The sequence below is a fragment of the Pilimelia columellifera subsp. columellifera genome, assembly GCF_039532605.1.
GTDB lineage: Bacteria > Actinomycetota > Actinomycetes > Mycobacteriales > Micromonosporaceae > Pilimelia > Pilimelia columellifera.
The window spans coordinates 506,162-523,105 of record NZ_BAAARY010000001.1 but is presented as its reverse complement, the minus strand read 5'-3'; the positions used below and the strand labels follow the sequence as shown (position 1 = coordinate 523,105).

Genomic DNA, 16,944 nt, shown 5'->3' with positions numbered 1-16,944 from the left:
ACGGATGGCGAAGGGCGACGCAGCCCGACCGCGGCGCGCCAGCTCACGCGCTGGCCGGGGCACCACCCTGGCCGAGCCGGAGCTCGTGCAGCTGCTCACCCCCGAAGGCGAGCGGATCGAGAAGTCGACCGGCGCCAACGGCGTCGAGTACTCGGTCGACTTCTCCGACGAGGAGTACCGCGGGCTCTACCGGGACCTCGTCATCGTCCGCAAGCTGGACACCGAGGCCAACGCGCTTTGCCGTCAGGGCGAGCTGAGCATCTGGGCCAGCCTCGCCGGCCAGGAGGCCGCCCAGGTCGGCGCCGGGCGGGCGATGCGCCCGCAGGACATGGCCTTCCCGACGTACCGGGAACACGGCGTCCTGTACTGCCGGGGCATCGACCCGATCATGCCGCTGAGCCTCTTCCGCGGCGTCGACCAGGGCGGATGGGACCCGAACAAGTACAAGTTCAACATGTACACGATCGTCATCGGCGCCCAGTCGCTGCACGGCACCGGTTACGCGATGGGCATCAACTTCGACGGCAGGACCGGCTCCGACGACGGCGAGGCCGTCATGGCGTTCATGGGCGACGGCGCCACCAGCCAGGGCGACGTACACGAGTCGATGGTCTACGCGGGCGTCTTCAACGCCCCGATCGTCTTCTTTGTCCAGAACAACCAGTTCGCCATCTCAGAGCCCACCGAGCGGCAAACCCGCGTCCCCCTGTACAAGCGCTCCAGCGGCTACGGCTTCCCGGGCGTCCGGGTGGACGGCAACGACGTGCTCGCCTCGTACGCGGTGGCCAAGCAGGCCCTGGACCACGCCCGCAACGGCAACGGCCCGAGCCTCGTCGAGGCGTTCACCTACCGGATGGGCCCGCACACCACCACCGACGACCCCACCCGTTACCGCGAGTCGGCGGAGCTGGAGGAGTGGAAGGCCAAGGACCCGATCCTGCGGATGCGAGCCTTCCTGGAGAAGCAGAAGGTCGGCGACAAGGCGTTCTTCGCGTCCGTCGACGCCGAGGCTCACACCGTCGCCATGGACCTGCGTGACCGCACCCTGGCTATGCCGAACCCGCAGCCGGTCTCGATGTTCGACAACGTATACCCGAACGGCTCGCCGCTGGTCGACGCCCAGCGCGAGGAGTTCTCCCGCTACCACGCCTCGTTCGAGGGGAGCGCTCACTGATGGCCATCGAGACCATGACGATCGGCAAGGCGATTACCGCCGGTCTGCGTAAGGCGATGGAGAACGACCCCAAGGTCATTCTCATGGGCGAGGACATCGGCAAGCTCGGCGGCGTCTTCCGGATCACCGACGGCCTGCAGAAGGACTTCGGCGAAAGCCGGGTCATCGACTCGCCGCTGGCCGAGGCAGGCATCGTGGGCACCTGCGTGGGGCTGGCGATCCGCGGCTACCGCCCGGTCGTCGAGATCCAGTTCGACGGCTTCGTGTACCCGGCCTACGACCAGATCGTCTGCCAGGTCGCCAAGATGCACTACCGCTCGAACGGGCACCTCAACATCCCGATGGTCATCCGGATCCCGTTCGGCGGCGGCATCGGCGCGGTCGAGCACCACTCGGAGTCGCCGGAGGCGTATTTCGCGCACACCGCTGGCCTCAAGGTCATCGCGGTGTCGACGCCGAGCGACGCGTACTGGGGCATCCAGCAGGCGATCGCCAGCAACGACCCGATCGTCTTCTTCGAGCCCAAGCGCCGGTACTACGAGAAGGGACAGGTCGACACGTCCCTGACGGTCGACACCGCCTTCCCGCTGCACGCGGCCCGGGTGCTGCGCGAGGGCACGGACGCCACCCTCATCGCGTACGGCCCGATGGTCCGTACCGCCCTGGACGCGGCGAACGCGGCGGCCGAGGACGGCCGCGACATCGAGGTCATCGACCTGCGGTCGCTGTCGCCGCTGGACCTGGGCCCGGCGTTGACCTCGGTCCGCAAGACCGGCCGCGCGATCGTCGTCCACGAGGCCCCGGGAAACCTGGGCATGGGCTCGGAGATCGCCGCCCGGATCACCGAGGAGGCCTTCTACTCGCTGGAGGCCCCGGTGCTGCGGGTCACCGGCTACGACACCCCCTACCCGGCCGCCCGGGTCGAGGAGGAGTACCTGCCCGATCTGGACCGCGTCCTCGACGCGGTCGACCGCTCCTTCGGATGGTGAGCTGAAATGTCGCGCATCAAGGAGTTCCCGCTTCCCGACCTGGCCGAGGGCCTGACCGAGGGCGAGATCCTCACCTGGTACGTCAAGGTCGGCGATCTGGTCGAGCTGAACCAGCCGATGGTCGAGGTCGAGACCGCCAAGGCGGCGGTGGAGATCCCGGCGAAGTGGGCCGGCAAGGTCCACGCCATCCACTTCGCGGAGGGCTCGACGGTCGAGGTCGGCACGTCGATCATCGCGATCGACACCGAACCGTCCGGCGGCGACCTGGCGGCCCCGGCCACCCCGGACGCCCCGATCGACGCCCCCCCGGCGCCGGCCGGCGAGGGGTTCCAGGAGCCGGGCATGACGACGCCGGAGCCGGACACCGGCGGACCGATGCTGGTCGGCACCGGCCCGAAGATCGGTTCGACGAAGCGCCGTGCCCGCAAGGGCGACGGAGCCGCCGCTGCGGCGGCTCCGGCCGTCGCTCCCGCGTCGGTTGTGGCCACGCCGGTTGTGGCCGCCCCTGTCGCTGTCGCGCCGGCGCCGGTCGTCGCCCGCACCGTCCTGTCCCCGGACGGCGGCAAGGCGCTCGCCAAGCCGCCGGTCCGCAAGCTGGCCCGTGACCTGGGCATCGACCTGACGATCCTGTCCGGGACTGGGCCGCAGGGCTCGATCACCCGCGACGACGTGCAGCGCGCCGCCTCGGCTCCGGCCGTGACGGGGGCGCCGCTCGCGGCTGCCGCCAGCGCGCCAGCTTTCGGCCCGGACCGCGAGCAGCGGATCCCGGTCAAGGGCTTGCTCAAGATGATGGCCGAGGGCATGGTGTCCTCGAAGTTCTCCGCCCCGCACGTCACCGAGTTCCTGACGGTCGACGTGACGCGGACGATGAAGGCCATCGAGCGGCTCAAGGCCAACCGGGAGTGGAAGGACGTCCGCGTCTCCCCGCTGCTGCTGGTGGCGAAGGCGTCGCTGCTGGCGCTCAAGCGCAACCCGCTGGTCAACTCGTCCTTCACCGACGAGGCGGTGATCGTCAAGGAGTATGTCAACCTCGGCATCGCCGCGGCCACGCCGCGTGGGCTCATCGTCCCGAACATCAAGGATGCTGGCCGCCTGTCGCTGCGGGAGCTGGCTGACGAGATGACCTCGCTGGTCCGGACCGCCAAGGACGGCAAGACGACGCCGGCGGACATGGCCAACGGCACCTTCACGATCACCAACGTCGGCGTCTTCGGCGTCGACACCGGCACCCCGATCATCCCGAAGGGCGAGTCGGCGATCCTGGCCTTCGGCGCCATCCGGGCGACGCCGTGGGTACACAAGGGCAAGATCAAGAAGCGGCAGGTGACGACGCTGGGCCTGTCGTTCGACCACCGGCACGTCGATGGAGAGCTGGGTTCGAAGTTCATCCGTGACATCGGCGACTTCCTCGCCGACCCGGAGGCGGCGCTGCTCGCCTGGGGCTGATCCACAGGCACGGCCACGGCGGCCGACGCGGGGTTCGTCCACCGTGCCGGCCGCCCGTTTTCTGCGCCATTTCGAAGGCATTTGTTGGCTTTGCAATGTGACTTACAAAACATTGGTGAACGTCTACCTAAACCTTCGATTAGTCGGCGAGTGTCCCAACTCACCTAATAATCGTTGGCATCCTCCCAATGGGTTGCGGTTGAATGGAGTCACCCGAGAGACACCGGACCTCGGAAAAGAAGACCGGAAGGACCACCACAATGAGCATGATCACCCGCCTCCGCGACCGTCGTCAGGCCACCCGGCGCTCGCGCGCCATCGAGCGGGCGCTCAGCTCGGCCAAGACCCCCGCCCTGCGTCACGAGCTTCAGGTGATCCTGACCCAGAACATGCGCTGACGCGCGCCGGCGGTAGCGGACGAAGCATGAATGCCATATCACCGACACCAGCGAGCATTCCAGGCCCCGACCGGGCGAGACCCGGTCGGGGCCTTTCACCTACCGCGATTCGCCCGCCCGCGCTGAACTAACCGGCTTTCCCTCGGACAACGCGGCAGCGGCCCGGGCCGCACGCGGACCTGAATTCCGTAGGCGCCCTCCGCCCGGTACGGTGTGATCAGCCGCCAATCCGGTCACCGCGACGCCCCGCCCCTCGAACGGACACTGTGTTCACCCCGGTGGCGACGCACCGTCGACGCGTCGTCTTCCACAGTTCGCTGTGGACGACGACTCCCCATGTCGGCTCTGATGGAGGAGGTCAGATGACGTCCGAGCACCCCCGCTACCCGGACGCCCCAGCGCAACCCGCGACACCGCCACGGTCCGATGACGCCAGTCGCCACGACGCGTTCCCTGCCGTGACTCACCGACGCCCCGACGACGATCCCGCGACCTTCGAGCCGACGGAACTGCCGCCGTTCCCGTCGCCGGAGCGAACCGAGGTCCTCCCGCCGTTGAGCCAACCCGCGACCTCCGCCGCGCCACGATGGCACACCGACGAGCCAACGACCCCGCGGTTCGCCGCCCAGGCCCCCCAGGATCCGCAGGCGCCGCCCGCCCGGCCAGCCACGCCGACAGCCAGCCCGCCATGGGCCGAGCGCCCGTCGGCGACAACCCCGGCCACGACACAGGTCGGGTTGACGGAACGGAACGGGTTCGAGGATTCCACGGCGAACGCCCCGAACGGCATCCCCTTCTCGCCGTGGTCGGCCCCGGCTCGCCCCCCGGGGCCAGCCAGCTCGCCCGAAGTGCCGAGCCAGCGGACCACCGTCCCGCCCCCTGGGCATCCTCCTGAACCTTCGGTCCGCGGCTGGGCGTTCACACCCTCCGGCGGCAACCCATCACTCGACGCCGCCCGCCGTCCGGCCGCCCCCCAACCGACGCCGGCCCCGCCGTCCGCCGCCGGTCCGCCACAGCCTGATCAGGAGACGCGGCACAGCTACGGTTCCCTCCAGGGTGGGCCGGGCGCGCTGCCCGATCCAGGGCGCCACCAGCAACTGAGCCCCGATGGCCGGACCACGGTTCGGTCCGTCCACCCCCGGCAGCCCGGGGCCGGTTTCGCCACTTCGCAGGGCGGACCGTCCACCACGGCGACCGGTCGCGTGTACGGGCGTCCAGCACAACCGGCCGCGGCCGCACCGGCGTGGGCCGCACAGCCCGACGACGCTGGCGTGCCGCGGCGCGAGGCGGAGCGCCCTGCCGGCCCCGCCGGTTGGCCCGCCGAGCAGCTGGGCGGCCACCATGTCGACGCCCGGCGCACCGAACAGCTCCCCGTTGTCCACGAACACGGCGACGTGCGTACCGGTGAGCACGCCCTGGCCGGATTGGCCGGCGGGCCGGCCCAACAGCCAGGGTGGGCCGTCGCCCGCGCGACCGGGCCAGCGCCGCAACCGGGCGCTGTCGGACCAGCGCCGCAACCGGGCGCGACTGTCGCGCCGACCCAACCGGTCGTCCCCGGTCAGCAGTCGGGCCCGCACGACGCGACCGGCGTCGCGACCGTGGCGATGCCGACAGTGGGCAAGCCGGCCGCGGCTGAGAACGACGCCGAGATCACGCCACAGGTTCGCAACGGACGGGTGCTGCTCGCGGTGCTCGGGGCGGCGATTCTGCTGCTGGTGGTGCCCTTCGCCGCGACCTGGGCGCTGGCGCCGGCGGACCGGTACGGCGTTGACGCCTGCGTGCGCCAGCAGGGGGGCGACGCGGTGCCGGTGAGCTGTGGCGAGCCTGGAGCCTTCAAGATCGTCAGCCGGGTGGGCAGCCAGTCCAACTGCCCCGACCCTGGCCAGCCGTCGGCCGAGCTGCGCAACAAGGCCGTGCTGTGCCTCAAGCCCGCCAAGGGCTGACCGCCGGGGCGAGCAGCGTTCGTCCTGCGAGACCGCCCGCCGCCCGCCCCGGGCGGCGGGCGGTCTTTGGGCGTCGGCGAGAATGTCCCGATGAGCTCCTCCGCGCCTCAGGCCCCGGTCCGCGCACCTGAGCTACGCGGGCGGGCGTGGCTCAACACCGGCGGCCGGACGATCACTCTCGCTGATCTCCGCGGCAAGATCGTCGTGCTGGATTTCTGGACTTTCTGCTGCGTCAACTGCCTGCATGTCCTGGACGAGCTGCGCCCGCTGGAGAAGCGGTTCAAGGACGTGCTGGTGGTCATCGGCGTGCACTCGCCGAAGTTCGAGCATGAGCGGGACCCGCAGGCGCTGGCCGCGGCGGTGGAACGGTACGGGGTCCATCACCCGGTCCTCGACGACCCAGAGCTGATCACTTGGCAGCAGTACGCCGCCCACGCCTGGCCAACCCTCTCGGTCATCGACCCGACCGGGCAGCTCGTCGCGTCGATGGCCGGCGAGGGCCACGCCGACGGGTTGAGCCGTCTGGTCGAGGAGTTGGCGGTCGCCCACGAGGCGCGGGGGACGCTGCGGCGCGGCGACGGCCCGTATGTGCCGCCGCCGGCAGCCACGACGGCGTTGCGCTTCCCGGGCAAGGCCCTGGTCACGGCCGGCGGTGCGACGCTGGTCAGCGACTCGGCCCGGCACAGCCTGGTGGAGCTGAACGCCGACGCGGCCACCGTCCGACGTCGTATCGGAACCGGCGGGCGCGGGCGCGCCGACGGCCCCCCGGACACCGCCACCTTCAATGAGCCGCAGGGCATGTGCGCGCTGCCGGCGTCGGTCGCGGCTGCCGTGGGCTACGACATCGTGGTCGCCGACACCGTCAACCATCTGCTACGCGGGGTGCGGCTCGCTGACGGCGTCGTCACCACGATTGCCGGCGCCGGACGCCAGTGGCGCGCCGGCGGCTCCGCGTCCGAGGGGGCGGCGCTCGACACCGATCTGTCGTCGCCGTGGGACGTGGCCTGGTACGAGGGCAAGGTCATCATCGCGATGGCCGGCATCCACCAACTGTGGTGGTTCAAGCCGGCGGCCGGGACAGTCGGCGTGTACGCGGGGACGACGGTGGAGGCGCTGCGGGACGGTCCGATCCCTGATGTGTGGATGGCGCAGCCGTCCGGCCTGTCGGTGAGCCCGGACGGCGCTCGACTGTGGATCGCCGACAGCGAGACGAGCGCGCTGCGGCACGTCACCGACGGGGTGCTGCACACCGTCGTCGGGCAGGGACTGTTCGACTTCGGGCACGCCGACGGCCCTGCCGATCAGGCGCTCATGCAGCACCCGCTCGGGGTCTGCGCGCTCGCCGACGGGTCGGTGCTGGTCGCCGACACCTACAACGGGGCGATCCGCCGGTACGCCGACGGCGCCGTGACGACCGTGGACATCGGTCTGGCCGAGCCGAGCGACGTCGCCCTGGCGGCGGACGGGTCCGTGCTGGTGGTCGAGTCGGCGGCGCACCGGGTGGTTCGGCTGGCGCCGGGGGCGCTGCGAGCCGCGAGCGCCGCCCACGACGTACGGCGCCGCACGGAGCGGCCGGCGACCGAGATCGGCGCCGGCCGCGTCCGGTTGGAGATCGTCTTCTCCGCGCCGCCGGGGCAGAAGCTCGACAACAGCTACGGCCCGCCGACGCGATTGGAGGTGTCGTCGTCCCCACCGGAGCTGCTGCTCGGGGGCGCCGGCGTCGGTCCGGACCTGACCCGTGACCTGCTCATCAACCCGGAGGTCGAGTCGGGGGTGCTTCAGGTTGTCGCGCAGGCCGCGACCTGCGATCTCGACGCCGAGCACGGCGTCTGCAATCTCACCCGGCAGGACTGGGGCGTGCCGGTCGCGGTGACGACAGGGGGGGTCGACCGCCTCGCTCTGATCCTGCGCGGCCTCGCCGCCGAATAGCGCCGACCAGGAAGTAGCGCGTCCGGGATTACCGGCCCCGCTCAGACCGTGGGCGGGGCATCGTCGATGGTCGTCTCCGATCGCCGCACCACCCGGCCCTCCCGCGAACGCTGGAGATACCACAGCGTGATGAGAAAACCGACAGCCCCCGCTACCAGCATGACCCAGCCAACGACCTCAATATCGAGCCAACCCGCGTCGGCGTTGACCGCGAAAGCGAGAATCGCCCCCACCACCATGAGAAAAATGCTTGCTCCGATGCCCACGATCCCGCCTCCTCAACGCGGCGCGACGCCGGGATGGTCGCCGCCCTGACAGGGGTGATACCCATCAGTGTCATCGGTAATCAGGCAAGCTTGTGGCATGACCGACGCAACCATCGTCCTGCTGCGCCATGCGAAAGCCGACCGACCGACCGATCTGCCCGACGCGGATCGCCCGCTCACCCCCCGGGGCCATGCCGACGCCGCGGCGGCCGGCGCCTGGCTGGTGAAGAACAGCCTGCGACCGGAGCTGGTCCTGTGCTCGCCGGCGCGGCGCACCAGGCAGACCTGGCACGGGGTCGCCGTGGCGCTGGGCAACGCGGCGTCGCCTACGGCGCGGTACGTGCCGGATATCTACGAGGCGTCGGCGTCGGATCTGCTGGGAGTGCTGCGCGAGGTGGATGCGGGTGTCGGCACGGTCCTGCTCGTCGGCCACAATCCCGGGATCTCGTTGCTGTCGACGCTGCTGGCGCCGTCGGCGGCCGGCGGCGACGGGCTGCGCACCTGCGGACTGGCGGTGCACCGGCCGCGTGTCGAGTGGTCCCGCCTCGGATCGGGCGACGCTGAGCTGGCGCTGAGCCACACCGCTCGCGGCTGAGCCGCCTAACCCAGGACGGTGGGTCAGGGCTCCCGCGGGGGACGGACGTGGGTTTCCACCGGCTCAGGGTCCACCATGGCGTGACCGTGCGCCAGCCGGGTCTCCTCCAGGACTGATGTCGCGGACGCCGCCCGGGGCTGTCGCCGTCGGCGGCTGACTAGGTACCAGATGGTGAGAAACTCAACAAGAACGCCGGCCAGAATCAGGATCCATCCGGTCGTCTTCAGGTCGAGGACTTCGAGATCAACGTCGATGGCGTACGCCAGGATCGCCCCTGAAGCGATAAGGAAAATGCCTCCACCTATGCCCATTTTGCACTCCTTATGCCGATAAGCCAGAGTAACTCGTGGCGGACCGGCAGAATGGGCAGTTTCAGAATGCGTCCTCGGACATCTCCATCGGCCCCAACGAAGCCTGTTCGATTATTACGCTGTCAGCGGCCAACCGCGGCAGGACCTCACGGGCGAAGAAGCACGCCGCAGCGACCTTGCCTTCGTAGAAGTGGACATCGGCCGGGCGGTCCGGCCCCTGACCGAGGGCGGCCAGCGCCACCTCCGCCTGTCGCGCCAACAGCCAGGCCACCACGACATCCCCGGCCGCCAGCAGGAACCGGCGCGAGTGCAGACCCACCTTGTACAGGGCCCGCTCGTCGCCCTCCTGAGCCTCGCCGAGCCAGCCGGTCATCGTCCCGATGATCGTCTGGAGATCGCCGAGGGCGGACGCCAGCGCCTGCCGGACATCCTTGAGTCGGCCGTTGCCGGTCTCCAGGTCGAGGAATGCCTGGATCTCGCCGGCCACGGTGAGCAACGACCGTCCGCCGTCCTTGACGATCTTGCGGAAGAACAGGTCGAGGCTCTGGATCGCGGTGGTTCCTTCGTACAACGTGTCGATCTTGGCGTCGCGGACGTACTGCTCCAGCGGGTAGTCCTGCAGGAACCCGGAGCCGCCGAAGGTCTGCAACGCCTCGTGCCCGAGCAGCTCGTAGGCCCGCTCCGAACCGCAGCCCTTGAGCAACGGCAACAGCAGGTCGACCATGCGGCGGGCCTGCTTAACCGCCCGTGCGTCGCCGTCGGCCTCGGCCACGGCGGCCCGGTCCTGCCAGTGTGCGGTGTAGTGGATCAGCGCCCGGAAGCCCTCGGCGTACGACTTCTGGAGCAGCAGCGAGCGCCGCACGTCCGGGTGGTGGGTGATGGTGACCCGCGGCGCGGCCTTGTCGGCGGAGCGGGTGAGGTCGGCGCCCTGGACCCGTTGCCTGGCGTAGTCGAGGGCGTTGAGGTAACCGGTGGACAAGGTGGCGATCGCCTTGGTGCCGACGAGCATCCGGGCATACTCGATGATCATGAACATCTGGCGGATGCCGTCGTGCCGCTCGCCCAGCAGCCAGCCCTTGGCCGGCGTCCCGTGCTCGCCGAAGGTGAGCTCGCACGTGTTGGAGACCTTCAGCCCCATCTTGTGCTCGATATTGGTGGCGTAGACGCCGTTGCGCTCGCCCAGCTCGCCGGTCTCCGGATCGAAGTGGACCTTCGGCACGATGAACAGGGACAGGCCCTTGGTGCCCGGACCGCCGGCATCCTCGACGCCGACGGGGCGGGCCAGCACGTAGTGGATGATGTTGTCGGACAGGTCATGCTCGCCCGAGGTGATGAACCGCTTGACGCCCTCGATGTGCCACGAGCCGTCAGGCTGCGGGATCGCCCGGGTTCGGCCGGCGCCGACGTCGGATCCGGCGTCAGGCTCGGTGAGGACCATCGTGGACCCCCACAGTCGGTCGACGAAGACCTTGGCCCAGCGGCGTTGCTCCTCGGTGCCCTCGGCGTGCAGGATGTGCGCGAACGACGGGCCGGAGGCGTACATCCAGATCGGCGGGTTCGCGCCGAGGATCAGCTCGGCGACCGACCACCACAGGGCGCGCGGCGCCGGGGTGCCGCCCAGGGACGCTGGCAGGTCGAGCCGCCAGAACTCGGAGTCCATGAAGGCGCGGTAGGAGCGCTTGAACGACTCGGGCAGCGGCGCGGTGTGGGTGGCGGGGTCGAAGACCGGTGGGTTGCGGTCGCTGTCGGCGAAGCTGGCGGCTAGGTCCTCGCGGGCGAGGCGGTCGACCTCAGCCAGCACGTCCCGGGCGGTGCTGGCGTCGAGGTCGCCGTAGGGCGCGCGGCCGAAGGCCTGCTCGGCGCCGAAAACCTCGAAGAGGTTGAACTCAAGGTCACGAAGGTTGCTGCGATAGTGACTCATCGTGATCCCCCGATTGCGAGAAGTTTTGTTACCCGTAGGTAACTCAACTGTAGGTGCTAACAATCGCAAGCGGCAAGGGTCGACGGGGCACAAAACCCGACGCCGGCGCCGCCCGACCGGCGCGACCCGCCGAGATCACGCGCCCCTGGGCGCCTCGACCTCCCAACTGGGCACCGCCGGAACGGTCATCGAGGACTGCGGGCCGGTGTACTCCATCAGCACCAGGGCGATGTCGTCGTCCAGCTGGCCGTGAACCCAGTCGGTCAGGGCGGATTCCAGCGACGCCAGTCCGTCGTCGACCCGGCCATGTCCCAGCAGCCGCCAGGCACGCTCCGCGGTCGGGAAGAAGTTGCCGTCCCGCCGCGCCTCGCCCAGGCCGTCGGTGAACAGCAGCAACCGGTCCCCCGGCTCCAGCCGCTCCACCCGCGGACGGACCACGGGCATGAAACCCAACGGCGGCGCCGGGGCCGGCGGGTCCAGGGTGATCACCTTGCCACGCCGCAACAGCAACGGGGCCGGGTGCCCGCAGTTGACGATTGTCAACGTCCCGCCACGCTCCTCGACGAGCGCCGCCGTGACGAAGTCCTCATCCCCGACCGAACGGGCCACCGCCCGGTCCAGGTCCGAGACGATGGCGCGCAGGTCGGCCCGTTCGTAAGCGACGTGCCGGTACGAGCCCAACACGATGCTCGCCAGCCGGACGGCCTCCAGGCCCTTGCCGCGCACATCTCCGATGATCATGCGGACGCCGTACGGGGTGTCCAGCGCCTCGTACAGATCCCCGCCGATGTCGGCGGCGGCGGTAGCCGAAATGTACCGCCCGGCCACCGGCAGCGTCCCCACCTGCGGCCCCAACGGACGCAGCACCGCCTGCTGGGCCACTGAGGCGAGCTTGGTCAGCTCGGTAATCCGCTCGGCCTGATGCTGACGCAACGTGGCCACGCCGGCGGCGATGCCAGTGGCTACTACGACGCCCAGCACATTGATCACCGACGCCGGCTCGAACGCCCCGCCGGCCAGCGCAAACACGATGCCCAGCGCCGTCGCCCCGGCGCCGGCGGCGAGCACCGCCGGCCAGCTCGCGAAGGCCGCCGCCAGGAAGGGCGCGGCCGCCATCAGCCCGACGTAGTGCGGCTCCCGGCCGTCGGCCAGCTCCAACAGCGAAACACAGGCGAGCAGGGCGGCAGCCGCGCCGAGTCCGGCGCGGGAACCTGGGCTGAGCGGGCGACGACCCGCCGGTGAGATCCGCATGACGTTGGCATCAGCATGCCTGATCCCGGGGCGTCTCAGAACGAGGTTTGGCCGGCGACGGGGATGAACTCCGCCGCGTCGCGTCCGGGCCGCCAGCCCAGCTCGACCGCGCGAGCCGTCACCGGCGCCCGGATGGCGTCCGCGCCCCGCCGGTCCGGCCATCACGCCCGCCCGGTCCGCCGACCCCGCAAGCGCCGTCGCGGTCCCGGAGCAGGCGCCGCCCGCCCCGGGACCGACCTCAACCAGCCCGGCGGCGGGGCGATGCGCAGGGATTCGCGACCCCGCGACCAGCCTCCGTCCGAAAACAGCGCTATATCCGATAACGACACCTCCGAACGTGTGAGGCGGAGTGAACAACGCTCCACATTAGGTGTCTTGACCGCACAGCCCTCGTTGAGGCAGTCGCACCGTCACACGAACAGACGACACCAGCGAGGGGGCGCGACAGCGTGTCCGGTTTCTCCGACACCGCCTGGAACTGGGTCAGCCAGACACTCGGACAAGGCAACCTGCGGGAGCTGATGCCGCTGGGCGCCGCCGGCGTCTTCGTCTGGCTGGTCTGGCTCTACCGCGTCGTCCTCTCCCGCCGGGCCAGGCCGATCCGCTCCGGCTACCGGGCCACCGTCTCGGTCGTCGTGCCGGCCTACCGCGAGGACCCCGACATCCTGCTGGAATGCCTGGACAGTTGGCTGGCCCAGGACCCGTACGAGATCATCATCGTGCCGGATGTCGGGGACCTCGAGGTACAGGCCCGGCTGGCCGCCGTCGACGACCCCCGGGTGCGGGTCATGCCGTTCGTCCACCGGGGCAAGCGCTCCGCGCTCGGCGTCGGCATCCGGGCAGCCAGCGGCGAGCTGGTCGTCCTCGTCGACTCCGACACCCGGTGGACGCCCGGACTGCTCGACGCCGTCCAGATGCCCTTCGCCGACCCCGCCGTCGGTGGCGTCGGCACCCAGCAGAACGTGTACCAGCGGACCAGCAGCGTCTGGCGTCGGATCGCCGACTGGCTGGTCAACCTGCGCTACTACGACTACGTTCCCGCGATGGGACAGGCCGGCGCCGTCGCCTGCCTGTCCGGACGCACCGCCGCCTACCGGCGGTCGGTCATCACCCCGCTGCTGCCCCACCTGGAAGACGAGTTCTTCCTCGGCCGCCGCTGCGTAGCCGGCGACGACGGGCGCCTCACCTGGCTGGTTCTCGCCGCCGGCTTCAAGACCGTGCACCAACCCACCGCGCGGGCGCTGTCGATGTTCCCGTCCACCTTCCGGGCGTTCGTCAAACAGCGGGTCCGGTGGTCGCGCAACTCCTACCGCTGCTACCTCACCGCCCTGTGGAACGGCTGGCTGTGGCGCGCGCCGCTGGTCACCAAGCTCACCGTCCTGCAGATCCTGCTCACCCCGGCGACCATGGGCATGACGCTCGGTTACCTGCTGTTCTCCCGGCTCCAGCTCACCCCGGCCGGGATCGGCCTGGTGCTGGCCTGGCTGCTGCTCGGACGCGGCATCCGGGGCTGGTCCCACCTACGCAGGCACCCAGGCGAGATCCTGCTGCTGCCGCTGCTGGCAGTCGTCGTCATCCTCATCGCCCTGCCGATCAAGCTGTACGCGTTCGCGACCATGAACAAGCAGGGCTGGCTCACCCGCGACCCGTTCACCGTCGGCGGCGAAGGCCAGAACTCCAACACCCTGCTCGTCGCGGCCCCCCCGACGCCACGACAAGCCGTCAACGGCGCCGACCACCCCGGCGCACGCCGCCACGACATCGCGGAGGCCCAGGCATGAGCCACACCGACAGACGCCGCTGGATCCGACGCGGGTCCGCCGCCGCCGGACTCGGACTGCTCGCCATCCCCGCCCTCGCCGGCGCCGTGACCACGGCCGAGCTGCCGGCCGCGCCCGACGCCAGCGACATCGAACAGCAGGCGATGCTCGTCGAGGCCGAGGACCGTCGACTGGAGACGCTGCGCGCCGTCAGCGCCGCCGCCCCTCGCCGCGGCAACGAATGGCGCAGCCCGTACCGGCTCGACGGCCCCGACGGCCGGACGCTGGTGCTCACCGCCCGGTCCAGGGGATACACGATGAGAGACCTCGCGGCGCTCGCCCCGACCACCGTCCGCAAGCTCGGACCAGCCGAGTACCTCCTGGCCGAGCACGTCTACGTGGCCCACGGCGCCGTGCTCACCCTCAGCGACAAGCGTGGCCTCATCCTCCGGCTGGCCAGCGACGCCGACGGCTACGCCAGCATCGTCTCCGAAGGATCGCTGCGCATCACCGGAACCGAGACCGCCCCCGCGCAGGTCACCAGCTGGGGCCGGACCACCAAACAGCCCGACCCCCGGCTCGCCGACGGCCGGGCCTACCTACGCGCCACCGGCGGCAGCCTTGCCATCAGCAACGCCGGCCTCGCCGACCTTGGCTTCGGGGCCGGCCGCACCGGTGGCCTGAGCCTCACCGGCGGCGACCGACCCGACCTGGGCGACCCGACGCCGGCCAAAGCGACCCCTGCCGACAAGTCCGGCAAGGTGCCGCTGCTCGCCCCCGACGAACGGTTCCTCACTCGACAGTCCACCCCCAGCGACGGCGAGATCAGGCACACCAGAATCACCGGAAACGCGTACGGTCTGTTCATCAGCGGAATCCGGGGAGTGAGCGTCACCGACAGCGTCGTCGCCAACAGCCTCGACGCCGGCGTCGTGCTTCACCGATACGTCGCCGACGCGACCATCGAACGCACCGTGTCCCGCGACAACGGCGGCGACGGGTTCCTGCTCGCCAAAGCCACCCACGAGATCGCGTTCCAGCGCTGCGTCGCCGAACGCAACGGCGGCAGCGGTTTCCGGCTCCAGGGCCAGACCCCGCCGAAAGCCAACCCGCAGGCCGTCCTGCTCGCCGAGCCGGTCGTCCCCCACCGCGGCGGCAACACCGTCGCCGGCAGCACCGCCCGCGACAACGCCAGGCACGGCGTGGAGCTGTTCGGCGGCGTCGACATCACCATCAAGGACAACGACATCACCGGCGGCGACATGGGCATCGTCGCCCTCCAGACCAACGGACTCGCGGTGAGCGGCAACACCATCACCGCGCCACGCCGACACGGCATCTCCCTTCGGGAAGGCGTCCGCGAAGCCGCGGTGACCAGCAACAACGTCACCGGCGGCGGCAACGGGATCTACCTGCGCGACTCCGCCGCACGGATCACCGGGAACACCGTGGAACGGGCCACCAGCCACGGCATCTCCCTCGTCGGCCAGGCCGCCGGGGTGGCCATCGCCGACAACACCCTCACCGTCCAGGGACCGACCGCCGTGGACGTGTCCCGGGCGGTCGGGTCCGTCGACATCGGCGAGAACGCCACCCAGGAGGGCACAGGCGACATGTCGCTCGTCCAGCGGGCGCGCCACTACGCCAGCCCGACCACCATGCTGTGGGCCGGGGTGCTGCTCATCATCGTCGCCACCGCGGTAGCCGGGGCGCGCCGGCGCCGGGAGGTCGGGACCCACCCGTACGCCCGGACCCTGCCGCTCAACCTCGCTCCCCCCGGCGAGATCCCGGCCCTGGGCGGACCCGCCCGTCACAGCGCGCCCGCGCGGCGGTCCGTCGAACAGAAGCGACTCGGATGAGGCCCGCCTGGGCGAACCGGCGTCGCCTCGTCTGGGGCGGGGGCGTGCTGGCGGGCCTGGCGGCGCTCGCCGTCGTCGTGACGGTGATGCCAACCGCCGAGTCCCGGCCCGAGCCGACAGCCAGGCCCGCCACCAGCAACGACGCCAACGCCCCTGGGGCGACACCGGACGAGCCGGCGCCGGCTGGCGTCATCGGCTGTCCCCGGGCCAACGTCACCGTCGACAGCGCCACCGCGCTGGTGGCCGCCCTCGCCGCCGCCCGCCCCGGGCACACGATCCAACTCCGCGACGGCGTGTACCCCGGCCGCTTCGTGGCCCGCGCCGCCGGCACGCCCACCAACCCCGTCCACCTGTGCGGAAGCGCCGAGGTCGTTCTCGACGGCGGCGGGCCGACCCGCGGCTACGGCCTGCACCTCGACGGCGCCAGCTACTGGCGGCTCATCGGCTTCACCGTGCGCAACACCCAGAAGGGCGTCGTCGCCGACAAGGTCCGCGGAGTGCTCATCCACCGACTCACCATCGAGGCCACCGGCGACGAGGCCATCCACCTGCGCGCGTTCAGCACCGACAACGTCGTGGACGGCAACACCATCCGTGACACCGGGCGGCGGCGGGCCAAGTTCGGCGAAGGCGTGTACATCGGCACGGCGAAATCCAACTGGTGCGACATCACCCGCTGCCAACCAGACCGCAGCGACCGCAACACGGTGCGCGGCAACACCATCACCGCCACCACCGCTGAGGCCGTCGACGTCAAGGAAGGCACCAGCGACGGACAGGTCGTCGACAACACCTTCGACGGCGGCCGGCTGAAGCACACCGGCGCCGACTCCTGGGTCGACATCAAAGGCAACAACTGGGTAATCCGCGGCAACACTGGCCGCAACTCCCCCGAGGACGGCTTCCAGACCCACTCGATCGTCGACGGCTGGGGTCGCGGCAACGTCTTCACCGGCAACGACGCCACCGTCAACGGGCCGGGCTGGGCATTCAAGCTCGCCCCCGCCCTCGACAACAAGGTGACCTGCGACAACCGCGCGACCGGCGCCGAGAAGGGCCTGTCGAACGTCACCTGCTCCCCACCCCCACCCAACTGATCCAC

15 protein-coding genes are annotated in these 16,944 nt (G+C 70.7%); 10 read left to right on the top strand and 5 right to left on the bottom strand.

From position 1 onward, the window contains the following. Positions 1–4 precede the first annotated feature (4 nt). The 4 genes from pdhA (at position 5) to ABD287_RS02420 (ending at position 4,007) form a co-directional block, all read left to right on the top strand. The gene (gene pdhA, locus ABD287_RS02435; protein ID WP_344167384.1) at positions 5–1,174 is read left to right on the top strand and encodes a pyruvate dehydrogenase (acetyl-transferring) E1 component subunit alpha; all 1,170 of its coding nucleotides are present in this window, start codon (positions 5–7) and stop codon (positions 1,172–1,174) included. Next, positions 1,174–2,163 (top strand): alpha-ketoacid dehydrogenase subunit beta, encoded by a 990-nt coding sequence (locus tag ABD287_RS02430; RefSeq protein ID WP_344167381.1) that lies wholly within the window; start codon positions 1,174–1,176, stop codon positions 2,161–2,163. Before pdhA ends, ABD287_RS02430 begins: the two co-directional genes overlap by 1 nt. Positions 2,164–2,169: 6 nt before the next feature. After that, entirely contained in the window at positions 2,170–3,609 is a 1,440-nt protein-coding gene (locus ABD287_RS02425) for a dihydrolipoamide acetyltransferase family protein (RefSeq protein WP_344167378.1), read from the top strand. A gap of 260 nt (positions 3,610–3,869) precedes the next feature. Further along, complete coding sequence (locus ABD287_RS02420; protein WP_344167375.1) at positions 3,870–4,007, top strand: hypothetical protein; 138 nt, start codon at positions 3,870–3,872, stop codon at positions 4,005–4,007. Positions 4,008–4,470: 463 nt separating this feature from the next. Here ABD287_RS02420 and ABD287_RS02415 read toward each other — a convergent pair whose 3' ends face one another. Continuing rightward, complete coding sequence (locus ABD287_RS02415) at positions 4,471–4,875, bottom strand: hypothetical protein (RefSeq protein ID WP_344167372.1); 405 nt, start codon at positions 4,873–4,875, stop codon at positions 4,471–4,473. Between the two features lie 403 nt (positions 4,876–5,278). On the opposite strand from ABD287_RS02415, the gene ABD287_RS02410 reads away from it, so the two are divergent. After that, positions 5,279–5,950, top strand: coding sequence for an LppU/SCO3897 family protein (locus tag ABD287_RS02410; protein ID WP_344167369.1), 672 nt, complete (start codon positions 5,279–5,281; stop codon positions 5,948–5,950). Positions 5,951–6,040: 90 nt separating this feature from the next. Further along, complete coding sequence (locus tag ABD287_RS02405) at positions 6,041–7,879, top strand: NHL domain-containing thioredoxin family protein (RefSeq protein WP_344167366.1); 1,839 nt, start codon at positions 6,041–6,043, stop codon at positions 7,877–7,879. Positions 7,880–7,920: 41 nt separating this feature from the next. Here ABD287_RS02405 and ABD287_RS02400 read toward each other — a convergent pair whose 3' ends face one another. Beyond that, a complete protein-coding gene (locus ABD287_RS02400; RefSeq protein ID WP_344167363.1) occupies positions 7,921–8,145 on the bottom strand; it encodes a DUF6458 family protein in 225 nt (74 codons plus the stop codon). A gap of 97 nt (positions 8,146–8,242) precedes the next feature. Here ABD287_RS02400 and ABD287_RS02395 point away from each other — a divergent pair, with 97 nt between their 5' ends. Then, complete coding sequence (locus tag ABD287_RS02395; protein ID WP_344167360.1) at positions 8,243–8,740, top strand: SixA phosphatase family protein; 498 nt, start codon at positions 8,243–8,245, stop codon at positions 8,738–8,740. Between the two features lie 23 nt (positions 8,741–8,763). On the opposite strand, the gene ABD287_RS02390 is transcribed toward ABD287_RS02395, so the two are convergent. The 3 genes from ABD287_RS02390 to ABD287_RS02380 form a co-directional block, all read right to left on the bottom strand. Further along, positions 8,764–9,051: a DUF6458 family protein gene (locus ABD287_RS02390; RefSeq protein ID WP_344167357.1), complete on the bottom strand. Its 288-nt coding sequence runs from the start codon at positions 9,049–9,051 to the stop codon at positions 8,764–8,766. A 61-nt stretch (positions 9,052–9,112) separates the two neighbouring features. Continuing rightward, positions 9,113–10,972: an acyl-CoA dehydrogenase gene (locus tag ABD287_RS02385; protein WP_344167354.1), complete on the bottom strand. Its 1,860-nt coding sequence runs from the start codon at positions 10,970–10,972 to the stop codon at positions 9,113–9,115. Between the two features lie 135 nt (positions 10,973–11,107). Beyond that, complete coding sequence (locus ABD287_RS02380) at positions 11,108–12,223, bottom strand: PP2C family protein-serine/threonine phosphatase (RefSeq protein ID WP_344167351.1); 1,116 nt, start codon at positions 12,221–12,223, stop codon at positions 11,108–11,110. A gap of 449 nt (positions 12,224–12,672) precedes the next feature. Between ABD287_RS02380 and ABD287_RS02375 the strand changes: the two genes are divergently transcribed. The 3 genes from ABD287_RS02375 to ABD287_RS02365 are packed head-to-tail and all read left to right on the top strand — an operon-like array spanning position 12,673 to position 16,939. After that, complete coding sequence (locus tag ABD287_RS02375; protein WP_344167348.1) at positions 12,673–14,004, top strand: glycosyltransferase family 2 protein; 1,332 nt, start codon at positions 12,673–12,675, stop codon at positions 14,002–14,004. After that, positions 14,001–15,842: a right-handed parallel beta-helix repeat-containing protein gene (locus ABD287_RS02370; RefSeq protein WP_344167345.1), complete on the top strand. Its 1,842-nt coding sequence runs from the start codon at positions 14,001–14,003 to the stop codon at positions 15,840–15,842. Before ABD287_RS02375 ends, ABD287_RS02370 begins: the two co-directional genes overlap by 4 nt. Next, on the top strand, positions 15,839–16,939 hold the full coding sequence (locus ABD287_RS02365; RefSeq protein ID WP_344167342.1) for a right-handed parallel beta-helix repeat-containing protein: 1,101 nt from the start codon (positions 15,839–15,841) through the stop codon (positions 16,937–16,939). The genes ABD287_RS02370 and ABD287_RS02365 overlap by 4 nt, the downstream gene beginning before the upstream one ends. Positions 16,940–16,944 lie beyond the last annotated feature (5 nt).

Excerpts from the sequence above, each read along its gene's own strand:
- ABD287_RS02420 (WP_344167375.1), top strand. The coding sequence starts at position 3,870 with ATGAGCATGATCACCCGCCTCCGCGACCGTCGTCAGGCCACCCGGCGC.
- ABD287_RS02365 (WP_344167342.1), top strand. The coding sequence starts at position 15,839 with ATGAGGCCCGCCTGGGCGAACCGGCGTCGCCTCGTCTGGGGCGGGGGC.
- pdhA (WP_344167384.1), top strand. The coding sequence starts at position 5 with ATGGCGAAGGGCGACGCAGCCCGACCGCGGCGCGCCAGCTCACGCGCT.
- ABD287_RS02425 (WP_344167378.1), top strand. The coding sequence starts at position 2,170 with ATGTCGCGCATCAAGGAGTTCCCGCTTCCCGACCTGGCCGAGGGCCTG.
- ABD287_RS02380 (WP_344167351.1), bottom strand. The coding sequence starts at position 12,223 with ATGCGGATCTCACCGGCGGGTCGTCGCCCGCTCAGCCCAGGTTCCCGC.
- ABD287_RS02395 (WP_344167360.1), top strand. The coding sequence starts at position 8,243 with ATGACCGACGCAACCATCGTCCTGCTGCGCCATGCGAAAGCCGACCGA.
- ABD287_RS02390 (WP_344167357.1), bottom strand. The coding sequence starts at position 9,051 with ATGGGCATAGGTGGAGGCATTTTCCTTATCGCTTCAGGGGCGATCCTG.
- ABD287_RS02370 (WP_344167345.1), top strand. The coding sequence starts at position 14,001 with ATGAGCCACACCGACAGACGCCGCTGGATCCGACGCGGGTCCGCCGCC.
- ABD287_RS02385 (WP_344167354.1), bottom strand. The coding sequence starts at position 10,972 with ATGAGTCACTATCGCAGCAACCTTCGTGACCTTGAGTTCAACCTCTTC.
- ABD287_RS02430 (WP_344167381.1), top strand. The coding sequence starts at position 1,174 with ATGGCCATCGAGACCATGACGATCGGCAAGGCGATTACCGCCGGTCTG.
- ABD287_RS02405 (WP_344167366.1), top strand. The coding sequence starts at position 6,041 with ATGAGCTCCTCCGCGCCTCAGGCCCCGGTCCGCGCACCTGAGCTACGC.